Genomic DNA, 14,233 nt, shown 5'->3' with positions numbered 1-14,233 from the left:
CCGGACGCGGAGCGACCGCGTCCCCGCGGGGACGGCAACGACAACACACATCCGGGAGGTGAGTGACCGATGCGGACCGACGGAGAGCCCACGAACGGCACCGACGCGCAGCGGCAGGTCGTCGAACTGGCCGCGAGCACGCGGACGCCGTGGCAGGCGGGAGTCGGCGTCATCGCGCCCTACGACTTCGCGCTCGACCGCGAACTCTGGCGCTGGACGCCCGACGACGTCTCGCTGCACGTCACGCGGTTGCCGTACGTACACGTACCGGTGACGGTCGACCAGGCCGCCGCCCTGTGCCGGGAGGAGCACGTGGACCCGGCGGTCCGCGCGCTGCTCGCCCCCGAGCCCCTGGCCATCGGGTACGCGTGCGCCTCGGGCAGCTTCGTGCACGGCGCCCGGGGTGAGCGGCGCCTGCACCAGGCCATGGTGGACGCCGGGGCGCCCGCCGCCGTCACCACGTCCGGGGCGCTGGTCCAGGCCCTGGACGCGCTCGGCGCCGACCGGATCGCCGTCGTCACGCCCTACGTGGACAGCGTGACCGACCGGCTCCTGGCCTACCTCGCCGAGCACCGCGTCGCCGTGACCTCCAGCGTGGGGCTGGGCCTGCTCAGCCACATCTGGCGGGTGACCTACGCCGAGGTGTCCGAGGCGGTGCACTCGGTGGACCACCCCGACGCCCAGGCCGTGTTCATCAGCTGCACCAACGTGCTCACCTACGACATCATCGCGCCCCTGGAACGCGAGCTGGGCAAACCGGTGATCGCGGCCAACCAGGTGACCATGTGGGCCGTGATGAGGGCCGCGGGCCGCCAGGCCGTGGCCCACGGACAGAGCCTGATCGACGTCGCCGCACCGAGTGCCGCGTGATGCGCGGGACGTGACGCAAAGGAGACCCACATGACCCGCGTCGGATTCCTCTACCCCGGATTCAGTGCCGAGGACGACTACAAGGCCTTCGAGGGGCTGCTCGGAGGGGGCGTCGAGCTCCCCGTGGTGCACACGCTCATGCGCGAGGACGCCCACCGGGTGGACGCCCTGCTCGACGTCGGCGGCGAGGACGTGCTCGCCAAGGGCGCCCAGGAACTGGCCATGATGGAGGTGGAGGCCGCGGTGTGGGCCTGCACCAGCGGCAGCTTCGTGTTCGGCTGGGAGGGCGCCCGCAGGCAGGTCGAGGGGGTGCGCCAGCACGCGGGGGCGCCGTCGTCGAGCACCTCGTTCGCCTTCGTGCACGCGCTGGGCCAGCTGCGCGTCTCACGGGTGGCGATCGCCGCCACCTACCCCGACGACGTCGCCCAGCGGTTCGTGGAGTTCCTCACCGAGGCGGGGGTGACCGTGCTGTCGCTGGCCAGCCACGGCATCGCCACCGCCGCCGAGGTCGGCGACCTGGACCCGGACGACGTCCTGGACTTCGTCATCTCCAACGACCACCAGCGCGCCGAGGCCGTCCTGGTGCCGGACACCGCCCTGCACAGCGCCCACCTCATCGACCCCCTGGAGGCGCTGCTGGGCAAGACCGTGCTCACCGCCAACCAGGTGAGCGTGTGGGAGGGCCTGCGCCTGGCGGGGGCGACCGCGGGACGGGGCTCCGGACCGGGCACGCTGTTCCGTTCGGGTTCGGCCGCGGTCAACAGCGTCCTGGCGCCCCGTTAACCTCGACGACGCGCCCGCGTCCCGTCCCCGATCCGAGAGGAGGGCGGCCATGCCCGCCCCAGGCCAGCTCAGACCCGTGCCCCGCCGGTCCACCGCCGAGCTGATCGCCGACCAGCTGCGGTCCGCGATCATGTACGGCTCACTCGCGCCGGGGGACCAGCTCGGCGAGTCCGAGCTGGCCGGTCAGCTCGGGGTGAGCCGCGGCCCCCTGCGCGAGGCGATGCAGCGCCTGGTGCAGGAGGGGCTGCTGCGCAGCGAACGGCACAGGGGCCTGTTCGTGCGCGAGCTCTCCCCGGCGGACGTGCGCGACGTCTACGTGGCCCGGCTCGCCGTCGAGCGGACCGCGTGCGAACTCATCATGCGCGGCAACCGGGGCGAGGCGGTCGCCCGACTCACCCCGGCCGTGGAGCGGCTCGCCGCCGCGGCGGCGGGCCGCGACCGCAACGCCATGAGCGACGCCGACCAGGCCTTCCACCAGACCCTCGTCAGCTGCGCGGGCAACAGCCGCCTTGAGCGCATGGCGCAGACGCTGCTGGTGGAGACCCGGATGTGCCTCACGGTGATGCAGGACGTGTACCCGGAGCCGGAGGAGCTCCTGGACGAGCACCGCCGCATCCTGGACGCGATCGTGGACGGGGCGGAGCAGGAGCTGCTGCTCCTGATCGAGGCGCACATGGTGGACACCGTGGAGCGCATCAACGGCGAGGGCGGAGAGTCCGCCCCCGAGGCCTAGAACGCTCGCGGAACCCGGACGCGCCCGTCCCCGCGTGATCTTGCTACCAGTGCCACTGTCGGCGCCGACAGTGGCACTGGTAGCAAGATCACCGGTAAGAGGACTGTCAGCAGACGGGGCGCGCCGTGTCGTCCCTTCACTCCCGCAGCTGGTACCTGGCCAGGATGCGCTCCCTGGCCTCCTCGAAGCTCATCTCACCGCGTGCGACCCGCTCCAGGTCCGCCCGTGCCTCCGGCGACGGTTCGCCGCCCGCCGCCCTGACGGAGGCCAGAGCGGCGGCGGTGTCGCCGTCGTCGGGAATCCGAGTGTCCATGGAGCGAGCGTAGGCGGTGCCGCGTCCGCGTCACAGCCGAACCCCCGGATTACCCGGTATCCGGTCAGATTCCGCCGATGCCGACGTACTTGGTCTCCAGGAACTCGTCGATGCCGACCCGGCCGCCCTCGCGGCCCAGACCGGAGTGCTTGACCCCGCCGAAGGGCGCCGCCGGGTTGGAGACCACGCCCTGGTTGAGGCCGACCATGCCGGTCTCCAGGTTCTCGCTGACCCGCAGCGCCCGGTTGAGGTCGCGGGTGTAGACGTAGCTGACCAGGCCGTACTCGGTGTCGTTGGCGGCCCGCAGCACCTCGTCCTCGGTCTCGAAGGGCAGCACCGGGGCCACCGGACCGAAGATCTCGGTGGTGGACAGCTCGGCCTCGAAGGGCACGTCGGCGAGCACGGTGGGCTGGTAGAAGTGGCCCGGACCGTCGCCGGGGCCGCCGCCGACCAGCACGCGGGCGCCCTTGCCGACGGCGTCGTCCACCAGGCCCTGCACCTTGTCGCGGGCCTTGTCGTCGATGAGCGGGCCCACGTCGACGCCCTCGTCCACGCCGCGGCCCAGGCGCAGCGCACCCATGCGGCGGCTGAGGCGCTCGGCGAACTCCTCGGCGACGCCCGCCTGGGCGTAGATGCGGTTGGCGGCCGTGCAGGCCTCGCCGATGTTGCGCATCTTGGCGAGCATCGCGCCGTCCACGGCGGCGTCCATGTCGGCGTCGTCGAAGACCAGGAAGGGCGCGTTGCCGCCCAGCTCCATGGAGGTGCGCAGGACCTGCCCGGCGCTCTGTTCGAGGAGTTTGCGGCCCACGGCGGTGGAACCGGTGAAGGAGACCTTGCGGATGCGCCCGTCGCTGAGCAGGGGCTCGGTGACCGAGCCCGGGTCCGTGGTGGGGATGACGCTGAGGACGCCCTCGGGGAGTCCGGCCTCGGAGAGGATGCCCGCGAGGGCGAGGGCGGACAGGGGTGTCTGGTGGGCGGGCTTGAGGATCATGGTGCACCCCGCGGCGATGGCGGGGCCGATCTTGCGGGTGCCCATCGCCATGGGGAAGTTCCAGGGGGTGATGAGCATGCAGGGGCCGACCGCCTGGCGCATGACCAGGAAGCGGGACTTGCCGTCGGGAGAGGTGGAGAACCTCCCCTCGATGCGCACGGCCTCCTCGGAGAACCAGCGCAGGAACTCGGCGGCGTAGGCGATCTCCCCCTTCGCCTCGGCGAGGGGTTTACCCATCTCCAGGGTCATCAGGACCGCCAGGTCCTCGCGGCGCTCCATCAGCAGCTCGTAGCCCCGGTACAGGATCTCGCCGCGGTCCCTGGGCGCCGTGCGCATCCAGTCGGCCTGTGCCCGGTGCGCCGCGTCCAGGGCGTCGAGCGCGTCCTCCTTCCCCGCGTCCGCGACCTCGCAGAGCACCTCGCGCGTGGAGGGGTCCTCCACCTCGAAGGAGCCCCCGGAGGCGGCGTCGCGCCACGTCCCGCCGATGAACAGCCTCTTGTCCACCTGCGCGACGACCCGTGCTTCCTGATCCGACATGTTCGCTACTCCCCGGTCGAGAATCGGCCTGTGGTCAGAACTGCCCAACGTGCGTCCACTGGACACCGTCGCCGCACGGATGTTTCCATAGCAGCGTCGATTGTCAACAATCCTACGGAACACGCGACACGGAATCGAGGCCACGCATGGCGGAGCTCTCCCCGATCCTCAAGCAGGCGACACCGGTCGTCGCCGCCCGAGGCGAGGGCGCCTACATCTACGACGAGGACGACCGCCGCTATCTCGACTTCACCGCCGGCATCGGCGTCACCAGCACCGGCCACTGCCACCCCCGCGTCGTGGCCGCCGCGCAGGAGCAGGTCGGGACCCTGGTCCACGGCCAGTACACCACCGTGATGCACCGACCCCTGCTGCGGCTCACCGAGCGGCTGGGCGAGGTGCTGCCCGCAGGGCTCGACCGGCTGTTCTACGTGAACTCGGGCAGCGAGGCCGTCGAGGCCGCCCTGCGGCTGGCCCGGCAGGCGACCGGTCGGCAGAACGCCATCGTGTTCCAGGGGTCCTTCCACGGACGCACCATGGGCGCCGCGTCGCTGACCACGTCCGGGGTCAAGATCCGCGCGGGCATCGGCCCGCTGATGCCCGGCGTGGTGGTCTCACCGTTCCCGTACGCCTACCGGCTGGGCGTGTCCGAGGCCGACGCGGTCGCGTACGCGCTGCGCGAGCTGGACTACCTCTTCTCCACGGTGACCTCGCCCAGGGACACGGCCGCCGTGTTCATCGAGCCGGTGCTGGGCGAGGGCGGGTACGTGCCGGTGCCCGCGGCCTTCCTCCAGGGGCTGCGCGAGCGCGCCGACCGGCACGGGTTCCTGCTGGTCGCGGACGAGGTGCAGACCGGATTCGGGCGCACGGGCACGTTCTGGGGCCACGAGCCCTCGGGCATCCGGCCGGACGTGGTCATCACCGCCAAGGGCCTGGCCAGCGGCTTCCCCCTGTCGGCGATCGCCGCCCCCGCCGCGATCATGGAGAAGGCCTGGCCGGGCTCCCAGGGCGGGACCTACGGCGGCAACGCGGTGTCCTGCGCCGCCGCCCTGGCCACCCTGGACGTGATCCAGGAGGAGGGCCTGGTGGAGAACTCCGCGCGCATGGGCGAGCGGCTGCGCCTGGGCCTGGAGAAGGTGGCGGAGGCCAACCCGGTCATCGGCGACGTGCGCGGCCGGGGACTGATGCTCGGCAACGAGTTCACCGCCGCCGACGGGACGCCGGACGGCGCCACCGCGCTGCGCGCCCAGCAGGCCGCGGCCAGGCACGGACTCCTGCTGCTCACCTGCGCCCCCGAGGGGAACGTGGTGCGGATGATCCCGCCGCTCATCGTCGACGGCGACCAGGTCGACAGCGCGGTGTCGCTGTGGGCCGCCGCCGTGGAGGAGGCCGTCGCGGGCTGAGGCGCGATTCGTGACCACCGCCCCGGTACGGATTCCGTGCCGGGGCGGTAACGTGCGGTGCGGACCCTCCCGAGAAACCGCGCGTCCGAAACGCGTGTCCGAAAACGGAAGGGGCCGAGCGCGGCGCAACCGCACGCGAGAGGAGCCGAACCAGTGTCGGACAGCCGGTGGAAGGTCGCGGACAGCACGCGTGACGGCGCACGCCCCGTCCTGGACCCCTCACTGCCTCCCCGCCTCACCGAAAGGCTCCGAAGGCACCTGCCCTTCCTGCGCTCGAAGCGGGCCTGGGCCAAGCAGCCCCGGTTCCCGAACCGGACGCGCATGGCGGCGGGCGGGACCGCGGTGGCCGCGCTGAGCCTCCTCTGGGCGCTCGTCAGCGGCCCCCTCCTGGTGTGGTCGGTCATCCTGTACTTCCTGGGTCTGCTGGTGCAGGCCGCGGCCGTGGGCGCCGCCGGGCTCGCCGTCACCCGCGTGCGCCCCCGGTCCCTGCTGCCGCGGTGGCTGTCCCGGACCTCGCGGCGCCGGTCCTGGCAGGCGTTCTCCCTGGCCTTCGTGCCCGCGACCCTGACCAGCTGGTTCCTCGCCCTGGCGGGGCCCGAGTGGGCCTTCAACCTCTACTGGTTCGTGCCGGGCGCGGTGTACGCGGCCGCCGCCCTGTGGGCGGGGTGGTGGTGGCCCCGGGGCGACCGGCTGGCGGCGGCGCACGCGGACCGCTACCTGGTGCCCGCGAACCTCGGTCGGCACGGCGCCCGTCTGCTGCTGGACGTGCAGAGGACGATCGGGACCGTCGAGGAGGCGGACCTGCGGCTGGGCGACTCCTTCGACGCGGCCCAGCCCCTGTCGGTCCTGCGCGCCGAGGAGTGGCGGATCGCCTCGCTGCTGCACCGGCACGAGCGGATCAGGGAGGAGTACGTGGCGGACTCCCTCGACGCCGTCTCCGACCGGGTGCGCGCCGTGCTGGACCAGCAGCACGAGCGGCACGAGGCCGTGTACTGGGAGCTGGCGGCGCGGGTGGACGCGATCCGGGACTACGGCGCCGCCGTCGAGGAGGCCCTGTCCGCGCACACCGAGTGGGAGCAGGTCCAGAGGGTCGAGGAGCGCCAGCGCGAACTCGACCTGCTGCTCGTCCAGGTGGACTCCGACGGCGGCAACGCCGACCAGCTGCACGGCGAGGCCCTGAACGCGCGCGCCGTCAGGGAGGCCAGGGACGAGCTGATCGGCCGGATGCTGGAGGCGGGCCGCTCCCTGGAGGCCGGGGTGGCCGAGCCGGTCGAGTCCGCCGAGGGCGCGAAGGCGTAGTCCGGGAGCCGTGGAGGCGCGGACCGGGGCCGCGTCGGCGGCTCGGCCGGGCGCCTTCCGCCACGCGCCCGGAAAAGGAAAAGTTCACAAGCTAGTCATCTTTCATGACAGAGCCGGAACCCACGAACCCCCATCGACACTTCCACCACCGGGAGAACTCCTGCGGACGCCCATCCGCCGAAAACGTTCACTCGCAGAGCCGAAAATGATTCGGTTCATGTGTGACATGGGCCACCCGACGACTTTGTTACCAGTAAGAACACGGGGAGGTCCCAAGCGGATCGTGACCCCGGGTTGACGCGGCGCTTCGACGGTCGACAGATTGGGCGCGTCTTACCAGCCCCTCCAGTGAGGCGACCCCCATGATCGACCGAAGACTGTTCCTCGGCGGCGCATCGCTCGCCACCGTCAGCACCCTGATCGTCACGACAGGTTGCTCCCGTGAGGCGAACAACGGTGAACTCACCTCGGGCGGCGGCCAGGCCGGCGCCCTTCCGGTGAGGGTCACCAACGAGACCGGAACCTTCCCCGACAGCGGGATCCGCGCTTACATCGTGGGCACCGACCCGACCACGGGCACGCAGACCTGGGTCGACGCCGACGGCGTCGCGCACCCGGTCGCGGAGTCCGACAACACCGACGACGGGTTCACCGACTACTCGATCCCGCTGGACTCGGTCGGCGAGCTGACCCTGCCGTTCATGTCCGGCCGGGTGTACTTCGCCCTCGGCGGCAAGCTCCGGTTCAAGGTCGTCACCGACGGCAACGGCAGGCCCGCGCTCCAGTACCCGGCGGGCTGGGTGGAGTCCGACCCCAGCCACGGGGTGCTCCACGACACCGTGGAGTTCACCCACAACGAGACCGGCATGTACTGCAACACCAGCATGGTGGACCAGTTCAGCGTGCCGCTGGCCATCCGCCTCCAGGGCGAGGCGGACCAGACCACCGGCACGTTCGAGCCGGGCGGCCGCGACGCGGTCTTCGCCGCGCTCTCCGCCGACCCCGTCTTCTCGTCGCTCGTGCTGAGCGAGGGAGGACTCGTCATCGCCCCCGGGCACGGGCTGGACGCCGGACTGTTCCCGGCCGACTACTACGACTCCTACATCGACCAGGTCTGGGAGCGCTACAGCACCACCGACCTGCGCGTCACCACCAACGCCGGGACCTTCACCGGCCGTGTGGACGGCTCGGGCAACCTGGTCTTCGACGGCGGCGTGGCCCCGATCCCCAAGCCCTCCACCCGCGACGTCTTCTTCTGCGACGGCGCCCTGGCGGCCCCCAACGACGGCATCACCGGCCCGGTGGCCGCGATCCTGGGCGCGGCGTTCAACCGCTCGACGCTGCTGGACACCGCCGAGCACCCGGTCACCGACCCCGCGGCGTTCTACAACCACGAGACCACCAACCGCTACGCGGCGGTCTTCCACGAGAACACCGTGGACGGCAAGGCCTACGGCTTCGCCTTCGACGACGTGTCGGACTTCGCGTCCTACGTCCAGGACCACGCGCCGGCGTCCCTCGACGTGACGCTGACCGCTTTCTAGCACCTCCCCGGCCGGGACCTCCGCCAACCGAGCTCCTCGGCCCGGTGCCCGATCTCCCCCGCCACTCCTCCCAGAATCCGAGGTGTTCCCCGTGTCCTCCCGCATCCGCCCCGGCCACATCGCCCTGGCCTGCGCCGTCGCACTCCCCCTCACCGCCTGCACGACGAACTCCCCCGTCGAGGTGGAGACGGTCGCCGACCAGACGTCCTCGGCGTGCGGCCTGTTCTTCGACGACTTCGACTACGGCGGCCACACCGACCCGGCCCTGCGCGACCAGGGCTGGAACGTCCGCAGCTGGCCCGGCGGCCCCGGCGTGCCCGGCGCGTCCTGGGACGCCGACAACGTGTCCTTCGCCGAGGAGGACGGCGACTCCCTGCTGCGCCTGACCTCGACCACGGACGGCACCCCTGCGGGCACCAGCCAGGCCGAGCTGACCTTCGGCGAGGAGAAGTTCCACGAGGGGACCTACGCCGCCAAGGTCCGGTTCGCCGACGCCCCGGTCTCCGGCCAGGACGGCGACACCGTGCTCCAGACCTTCTACACGATCACGCCGCTGGCCTACGACAACGATCCCGCCTACAGCGAGCTCGACTTCGAGTACCTGCCCAACTCGGGCTGGGGCGCCCCCGCGGAGGCCATGTACCTGACCTCGTACCACACCTACCAGCGCGACCCCTGGGTCGCGGACAACACCAGCGACGTGGTGAACCGCTCCTTCGACGGATGGCGCGACCTGGTGGTCCAGGTCGAGGGCGGCGTGGTCCGCTACTACGTGGACACGCACCTGGTGGCCGAGCACAGCGGGAAGTACTACCCGTCGTCGCCGATGTCGATCAACTTCAACCAGTGGTTCGTCGACATGAGCGGCCACACCGGCGGCCCGAGCACCTACGTGCAGGACGTCGACTGGGTGTACCACCAGCAGGGCGAGGCCGTGGCGCCCGAGGAGGTCAACCGGCGCGTGGGCGCGCAGCGCAACGCGGGCGTCTCCCGCGTCGACGGGGTGGTCCTCGGCGGGGCCTGCTGACACCGTGGTCCGGGCCCGCTTCCGGATCGGCGGCCCCGGCGTGACCGCGTCATGCCGGGGCCGCCGCCCGCCGCTCTGGACCGGCCAGGAGGCGGGGACCGGCATGACCGGTCGCACACTCACAAAACGGTTCGAGGCCCTCCGACAGCGTGATAGAGTCAAAGACGTCGCCAGGGAGACCGGGCGACACACAACTGAACAACCTGCACTCGTAGCTCAATGGATAGAGCATCTGACTACGGATCAGAAGGTTGGGGGTTCGAGTCCTCCCGAGTGCACCACCTTGAGACAGTGGAGAAACCGCCGGACCTGCACACCACACAGGCCCGGCGGTTTCTTTTGTGCTGCCTGGGGGTCGAGGAGCGACTGAGTGCTGGTCTGGGGCCCGCGTGCCCTGGGCCCCGTGGTCTCGAAGAGACGTCAGGGCACGCGGGGGTCTGAGAGGCACCGTCAGAAGGGTTGCCAGTCCTGGGCCCGCTGCACGGTGTAGGCGGTGAGGTGGTCCACCGCCGCCCCGCGCACCGCCCGGCCCTCGGCCTCCACGAGTGCGGCCGCCGCCAGCGTCACGTCGTGGCGGGCGGCCTCGTCGGCACCGGAGAGGACCGGGGCCACGACCCGGCGGACATGGTTGCACACAGCTGTGTCAGTTCCGCGCCAGAGCCCGACGACGTAGGCGGGGACACGGCCGAAGCCCTCGGAGCCGAGCCGGTAGTTGAGGGTGACCACGACCAGACCGGCGCGGGCCAGCGCGGTGCCGTCGAAGTCGGGCTGGGCCGGGGACCCGAAGTTTCAGGCGCCGCCGTGGGTCCAGACCAGGACGGGCGGACGGCCGCCCTCGGGGACCGGGGTCCACACGTTGACGGTGAGGACGTCCTCCCCGTCGGGCGACCGCACGGGGGTGGCCGTGCAGTCCCGCGCTCCGGTCCGCGCCGGTGCCGGGAGGGGTTTCCGGAACCGGTTGGCGCCGCAAGGCGGGGCGGCGTAGGAGATGCCGAGGACGACGACTTCGGCGGAGGTTCGACAACCCCGGACCGAACCGTTCTTCGTCTCGAAGGCGTCCATCGGAGGACTGTCTCTCATCACACGCCAGCGAGCGGCGCGGCAGGGTCTGGAGCGGCCCCGGGCGGGGCCGCCGTCATCTGGTCAGTCGGGGGCGGGCACGACCTGCTCCGCGGCATGGCGGACCGACGCGCCGACCGAACCGAAGCGCTCCTCAACAGCACTCCGGAACTGGCCGGGGCATCGGGGTTCGGCCACCCGGTGAGGGTGGGCTCCTCCGGCGCCCCGTCTTCTCCGCCCTCGTTCGAGGGCACGGGGAAGCCGTCCTCGTTCGGGGACAGGGGCGGGGCGGCGGGGAGAGAAACCGGCGCGGCCCGGCCCCGGAGGACCGAGCCGCGCCGGGCCGGGTCAGGCCGGGGTGATCTCGGAGACCGTCGACGCGCCCATGTCCGGGTTGGCGCAGACGCGGTCGTTCCCGCCCGTGGGCACGTAGGCGGCGCCCTCGTCGTTCTGGAGGAACAGGTGGGCCCCGGCCACCTCGGTGGGACCACACTCCTCGGGGTCGTAGACCTCCGGGTTGGGGCGGGACACGGTCACCGTGGCCGCGTCGCCCGGGTACAGCGCGAAGACGTCGCCGTCCTGGCCCTCGACCTCCGCGTCCGCCCCGACGCGGTTGCCCTCGGAGTCGCCCCAGTACATGTTCTCGACGGAGGGGTACATGGTGCACGCCACGTCGTCCTGGGGGGTGAGCGGCTCCTGCTTGACCAGCTCGAACTCGATGTGGACGCTACCGGCCGCACCCTCGCGCGCCGTCTCGGTCACCTCGAAGTCCGCCGCCGTGCAGTCGCGGACGCTCATGGCGCCCGCACCGGAGTCGGCGTTCTCGGCGACCGCGGGCGCGGACGCGATCAGGAGCGCGGGCAACGACACCGCTCCCAGGGCCGCGACTCGGACCGAACCAATGCGCAATGCGCTCGTCATGGCGAGCTTCCCCCTCATCCCGTGTTGCGTGTTCCGTCTGCCGACATCGGCCACTACGCGACCACTGATGCGGCGACGCCGACCTCCTCTGTGTCGTTCTCTCCCGAAGCCGATTTAAACGACGTTTACCAATGCGGTGCCGACGGGCGGGACGGGCGGCACCGGGAGGCCCCATACGGAGCGGCGCCCGGGGGTCGGGCCCCCGGGCGCCGTGTCAGGACCGGACAACCGTCCTCGGTCAGCCCTCGCTCGCCTCCTCGGCGGACGCGGAGGCGTTCTTCCTGCGGCGAGCCACGTAGACGGTGGCACCGGCGGCGATCAGGCCCGCGACCGGGCTGCCGGTCTGCGCCAGAGGACCGCCGGAGCCGTTTCCGGCCCCCGTCTCGGAGGAGTCGCGGTCGTCCGCGTCATCCGTGTCATCGACGTCGCCGGAGTCACCGTCCCGGCCGCTCCCGCCCCCGGTGCCGTCGTCGCCCTCCCCACCGGTCCCGTCCCCACCGCCGGACCCTCCGTCCTCGTCACCGGGTCCCCCGCCCCCACCGGGCTCCTCGCCGCCGGGCGCCTCGTCCTCACCGGGATCCTCCGGGGCACCGGGCTCGCTGTTCTCCAGGCCCGCCTGGGACTCACCGTTCTCGACCGCTGCCCTCATAGCCTCGATATCGGCCTCAGCGATCTCGGTACGGAGCTCCCTGAAGATCACCTCTGAGTAGAGGTCGTCCTCCTCCACGTCCACCCGGACCCTGTTGGGGGAGTCGGAGAACACCTCTCCGTCATACAGCGGACCGCCCTAGCCCCCGACGTCTCCGCCTCGCGGGTAGAACCCGATGATCCTGCCTTCACCGGCAACACTCGCCCGTGCGAAGCCGATCTCTCCGTTCTCGGCGTGGGCGGGAACAGCCGCCGCGACGCTGAGCGCGCCGAACGCGGCGAAGGCGACGCCGCCCTGCAATACACGACGTGCGGAAACGGGGGAAAAGAATGTCAAGGGAATCCTCGTTCGGATCGATCCGGCCCGTGTCTCCCGGACCGGCCACGGGGGATTGCGGACGCGCTGAGCCCTCGACCAGTGGGGAGGGGAGGCCTTCGTCCGGGGCCGCGGTTCGGGCCCGACGGAGGCAGGTGTGGCACTCCGCCGTCGAGAAATGATCCTCATGCCGCACCGGCACCCGAAGAGGCGTAGCACAACAACAAAACCGTAACCAGCCGAGCCATTCAGCCTCAGGCGGCATCCATTTCTTCCAACAATCGTCAAAGGAAAAGAGTGAACCTTACGGCGTTTGGAACGTCGTGCCAGGTGTCCGAACGCGTACGGGTCCCCCCGTGCGGTCAACCGGACACAAGCGTCCTCCCCGGGCGAACCTCGCGGAGGGCCGCCCGGCTATCCTCCGGGAAGCCGCCTGCCGTGGCGGCACCCGGGAAGCCGGGGCCCCACGCCGCTCGTCCCACCCACGGAGCGCCCCATGTCAGCACCGCACGCGCAGACCACCAACTGGGCAGGCAACGTGACCTTCGGCAGTCCGCGGGTCCACCGACCCCGGACGCTGGACGAGCTGCGCCGCGTCGTCCGCGGCAGCGAGCGGATCCGCGCCCTGGGCAGCGGCCACTCCTTCAACCTCGTCGCCGACTCCGACGCCGACCTGGTGCGTCTGGACGGGCTGCCCTCGGAGGCCGAGATCGACGCCGGGGCCCGGACCGTCACCGTCACCGCCGGCATGCGCTACGCCGAACTGGTCACCGCGCTGCACGAGCGGGGGTTCGCGCTGGCGAACCTGGCGTCGCTGCCGCACATCTCGGTCGCGGGCTCCTGCGCGACCGGCACCCACGGGTCCGGGGACGGCCAGCGCTGCCTGTCCGCCGCCGTGCGCGCGGTACAGCTCATGGGCCCCGACGGCGACCTGACCTGGCTGAGCCGCGACGCGGACCCGGAGGTCTTCCCCGGCGCGGTGGTCGCTCTGGGTGCGCTGGGCGTCACCACCCGGCTCACCCTGGAGGTCGAACCGGCGTTCACGATGACCCAGCGGGTCCGTGTCGGGGTGGCCCTGGACGAGGTGGCCGACCGCGTCGACGACGTGTTCGGCGCGGCCTACAGCGTCAGCGTGTTCACCGACTGGTGCGGTGAGGCCGCCGTGTGGCTCAAGCACCGCACCGACCGCCCCGAGGGCGCCTGGAACGGCGGTCGGCCCGCGCCGGGGCCGGTGCACCCCGTCCCGGGGATGCCTCCCGAGCCCAGCACCGAGCAGATGGGGGTCGTCGGCCCCTGGTACGAACGGCTCCCGCACTTCCGTCCCGAGCTGGAGCCGAGCGCGGGCAGGGAGTTGCAGTCCGAGTTCTACGTGCCCCGGGAGGCCGCGGGCGCCGCGTTCGCGGCCCTGCGCGGGATCGGGCACCTGCTGGCCCCGACGCTGTACGTCGCGGAGGTGCGCACGGTCCGCGGGGACGACCTGTGGCTGAGCCCCGCCCACGGACGGGACTGCGTCACCTTCCACTTCACCTGGCTCCCGGACCCGCGGGCCGTGGCGCCGGTCCTGGCAGCCGTGGAGGAGCGCCTCCTGCCGCTGGGCGCCCGCCCCCACTGGGGCAAGCTCACCGGGATGTCCCCGGCCGACATCACCGCCGGGTACGAGCGCGCGGCGGACTTCGCGAGCCTCACACGCGCGCTCGACCCGGCCGGGAAGTTCCGCAACGCCTTCACCGACGGACTCTTCCCCCGCGGGTGAGGCCGGGCCGGGGCCCGGCCCGGCGGCGCACCCCGA

Annotated in this window: 14 protein-coding genes and 1 tRNA gene; 9 read left to right on the top strand and 6 right to left on the bottom strand. The window is 71.9% G+C overall.

Annotation, left to right across the window (positions count from 1 at the left end; all coding sequences use genetic code 11):
* Nucleotides 1-69: 69 nt before the first annotated feature.
* From FYW99_RS06020 to FYW99_RS06010, 3 genes are read left to right on the top strand one after another with little or no spacing between them, the layout of a single operon-like run.
* Nucleotides 70-870: a maleate cis-trans isomerase family protein gene (locus FYW99_RS06020; RefSeq protein WP_150250971.1), complete on the top strand. Its 801-nt coding sequence runs from the start codon at nt 70-72 to the stop codon at nt 868-870.
* Nucleotides 871-900: 30 nt separating this feature from the next.
* On the top strand, nt 901-1,653 hold the full coding sequence (locus tag FYW99_RS06015) for a maleate cis-trans isomerase family protein (protein WP_150250970.1): 753 nt from the start codon (nt 901-903) through the stop codon (nt 1,651-1,653).
* 49 nt (nt 1,654-1,702) lie between these two features.
* A complete protein-coding gene (locus FYW99_RS06010; protein ID WP_150250969.1) occupies nt 1,703-2,386 on the top strand; it encodes a GntR family transcriptional regulator in 684 nt (227 codons plus the stop codon).
* 136 nt (nt 2,387-2,522) lie between these two features.
* Here FYW99_RS06010 and FYW99_RS31685 read toward each other — a convergent pair whose 3' ends face one another.
* Complete coding sequence (locus tag FYW99_RS31685; protein ID WP_190394566.1) at nt 2,523-2,699, bottom strand: antitoxin VbhA family protein; 177 nt, start codon at nt 2,697-2,699, stop codon at nt 2,523-2,525.
* Nucleotides 2,700-2,763: 64 nt separating this feature from the next.
* Entirely contained in the window at nt 2,764-4,227 is a 1,464-nt protein-coding gene (locus FYW99_RS06005; RefSeq protein WP_150250968.1) for an NAD-dependent succinate-semialdehyde dehydrogenase, read from the bottom strand.
* Nucleotides 4,228-4,373: 146 nt separating this feature from the next.
* Between FYW99_RS06005 and FYW99_RS06000 the strand changes: the two genes are divergently transcribed.
* From FYW99_RS06000 to FYW99_RS05980, 5 genes are all read left to right on the top strand, one after another.
* Nucleotides 4,374-5,630: an aspartate aminotransferase family protein gene (locus tag FYW99_RS06000; RefSeq protein ID WP_150250967.1), complete on the top strand. Its 1,257-nt coding sequence runs from the start codon at nt 4,374-4,376 to the stop codon at nt 5,628-5,630.
* Nucleotides 5,631-5,783: 153 nt separating this feature from the next.
* Nucleotides 5,784-6,929, top strand: coding sequence for a hypothetical protein (locus FYW99_RS05995; protein ID WP_150250966.1), 1,146 nt, complete (start codon nt 5,784-5,786; stop codon nt 6,927-6,929).
* A 362-nt stretch (nt 6,930-7,291) separates the two neighbouring features.
* Entirely contained in the window at nt 7,292-8,473 is a 1,182-nt protein-coding gene (locus FYW99_RS05990) for a glycoside hydrolase family 64 protein (RefSeq protein WP_150250965.1), read from the top strand.
* Between the two features lie 91 nt (nt 8,474-8,564).
* A complete protein-coding gene (locus FYW99_RS05985; protein WP_223838778.1) occupies nt 8,565-9,500 on the top strand; it encodes a glycoside hydrolase family 16 protein in 936 nt (311 codons plus the stop codon).
* Between the two features lie 205 nt (nt 9,501-9,705).
* A tRNA-Arg gene (locus tag FYW99_RS05980) sits at nt 9,706-9,781 on the top strand.
* A 169-nt stretch (nt 9,782-9,950) separates the two neighbouring features.
* Here the strand turns inward: FYW99_RS05980 and FYW99_RS32200 are convergent.
* The 4 genes from FYW99_RS32200 to FYW99_RS05960 all read right to left on the bottom strand — a co-directional run bounded on the left by FYW99_RS32200 (nt 9,951) and on the right by FYW99_RS05960 (nt 12,243).
* Nucleotides 9,951-10,226 carry a hypothetical protein gene (locus FYW99_RS32200; RefSeq protein WP_223838777.1) on the bottom strand — a complete coding sequence of 92 codons (276 nt, stop codon included), beginning with the start codon at nt 10,224-10,226 and terminating at the stop codon, nt 9,951-9,953.
* A gap of 63 nt (nt 10,227-10,289) precedes the next feature.
* Nucleotides 10,290-10,562: a carboxylesterase family protein gene (locus FYW99_RS32195; protein ID WP_150250962.1), complete on the bottom strand. Its 273-nt coding sequence runs from the start codon at nt 10,560-10,562 to the stop codon at nt 10,290-10,292.
* A 345-nt stretch (nt 10,563-10,907) separates the two neighbouring features.
* The gene (locus FYW99_RS05965; RefSeq protein WP_150250961.1) at nt 10,908-11,480 is read right to left on the bottom strand and encodes a DUF4232 domain-containing protein; all 573 of its coding nucleotides are present in this window, start codon (nt 11,478-11,480) and stop codon (nt 10,908-10,910) included.
* Between the two features lie 238 nt (nt 11,481-11,718).
* Nucleotides 11,719-12,243: a hypothetical protein gene (locus tag FYW99_RS05960; RefSeq protein WP_223838776.1), complete on the bottom strand. Its 525-nt coding sequence runs from the start codon at nt 12,241-12,243 to the stop codon at nt 11,719-11,721.
* Between the two features lie 697 nt (nt 12,244-12,940).
* Between FYW99_RS05960 and FYW99_RS05955 the strand changes: the two genes are divergently transcribed.
* Nucleotides 12,941-14,197, top strand: coding sequence for an FAD-binding protein (locus FYW99_RS05955; protein WP_150250960.1), 1,257 nt, complete (start codon nt 12,941-12,943; stop codon nt 14,195-14,197).
* Nucleotides 14,198-14,233: the final 36 nt, after the last annotated feature.

The organism is Nocardiopsis deserti, assembly GCF_008638355.1.
Lineage (GTDB): Bacteria > Actinomycetota > Actinomycetes > Streptosporangiales > Streptosporangiaceae > Nocardiopsis > Nocardiopsis alborubida.
Note: the sequence above shows the minus strand (reverse complement) of the source record. Positions and strands in the feature narration are given on the sequence as shown.

What these genes read in the sequence shown, in the direction of transcription:
- FYW99_RS06020 (WP_150250971.1), top strand. Translation starts at nt 70, where the DNA reads ATGCGGACCGACGGAGAGCCCACGAACGGCACCGACGCGCAGCGGCAG.
- FYW99_RS06015 (WP_150250970.1), top strand. Translation starts at nt 901, where the DNA reads ATGACCCGCGTCGGATTCCTCTACCCCGGATTCAGTGCCGAGGACGAC.
- FYW99_RS06010 (WP_150250969.1), top strand. Translation starts at nt 1,703, where the DNA reads ATGCCCGCCCCAGGCCAGCTCAGACCCGTGCCCCGCCGGTCCACCGCC.
- FYW99_RS31685 (WP_190394566.1), bottom strand. Translation starts at nt 2,699, where the DNA reads ATGGACACTCGGATTCCCGACGACGGCGACACCGCCGCCGCTCTGGCC.
- FYW99_RS06005 (WP_150250968.1), bottom strand. Translation starts at nt 4,227, where the DNA reads ATGTCGGATCAGGAAGCACGGGTCGTCGCGCAGGTGGACAAGAGGCTG.
- FYW99_RS06000 (WP_150250967.1), top strand. Translation starts at nt 4,374, where the DNA reads ATGGCGGAGCTCTCCCCGATCCTCAAGCAGGCGACACCGGTCGTCGCC.
- FYW99_RS05990 (WP_150250965.1), top strand. Translation starts at nt 7,292, where the DNA reads ATGATCGACCGAAGACTGTTCCTCGGCGGCGCATCGCTCGCCACCGTC.
- FYW99_RS32195 (WP_150250962.1), bottom strand. Translation starts at nt 10,562, where the DNA reads ATGGACGCCTTCGAGACGAAGAACGGTTCGGTCCGGGGTTGTCGAACC.
- FYW99_RS05965 (WP_150250961.1), bottom strand. Translation starts at nt 11,480, where the DNA reads ATGACGAGCGCATTGCGCATTGGTTCGGTCCGAGTCGCGGCCCTGGGA.
- FYW99_RS05955 (WP_150250960.1), top strand. Translation starts at nt 12,941, where the DNA reads ATGTCAGCACCGCACGCGCAGACCACCAACTGGGCAGGCAACGTGACC.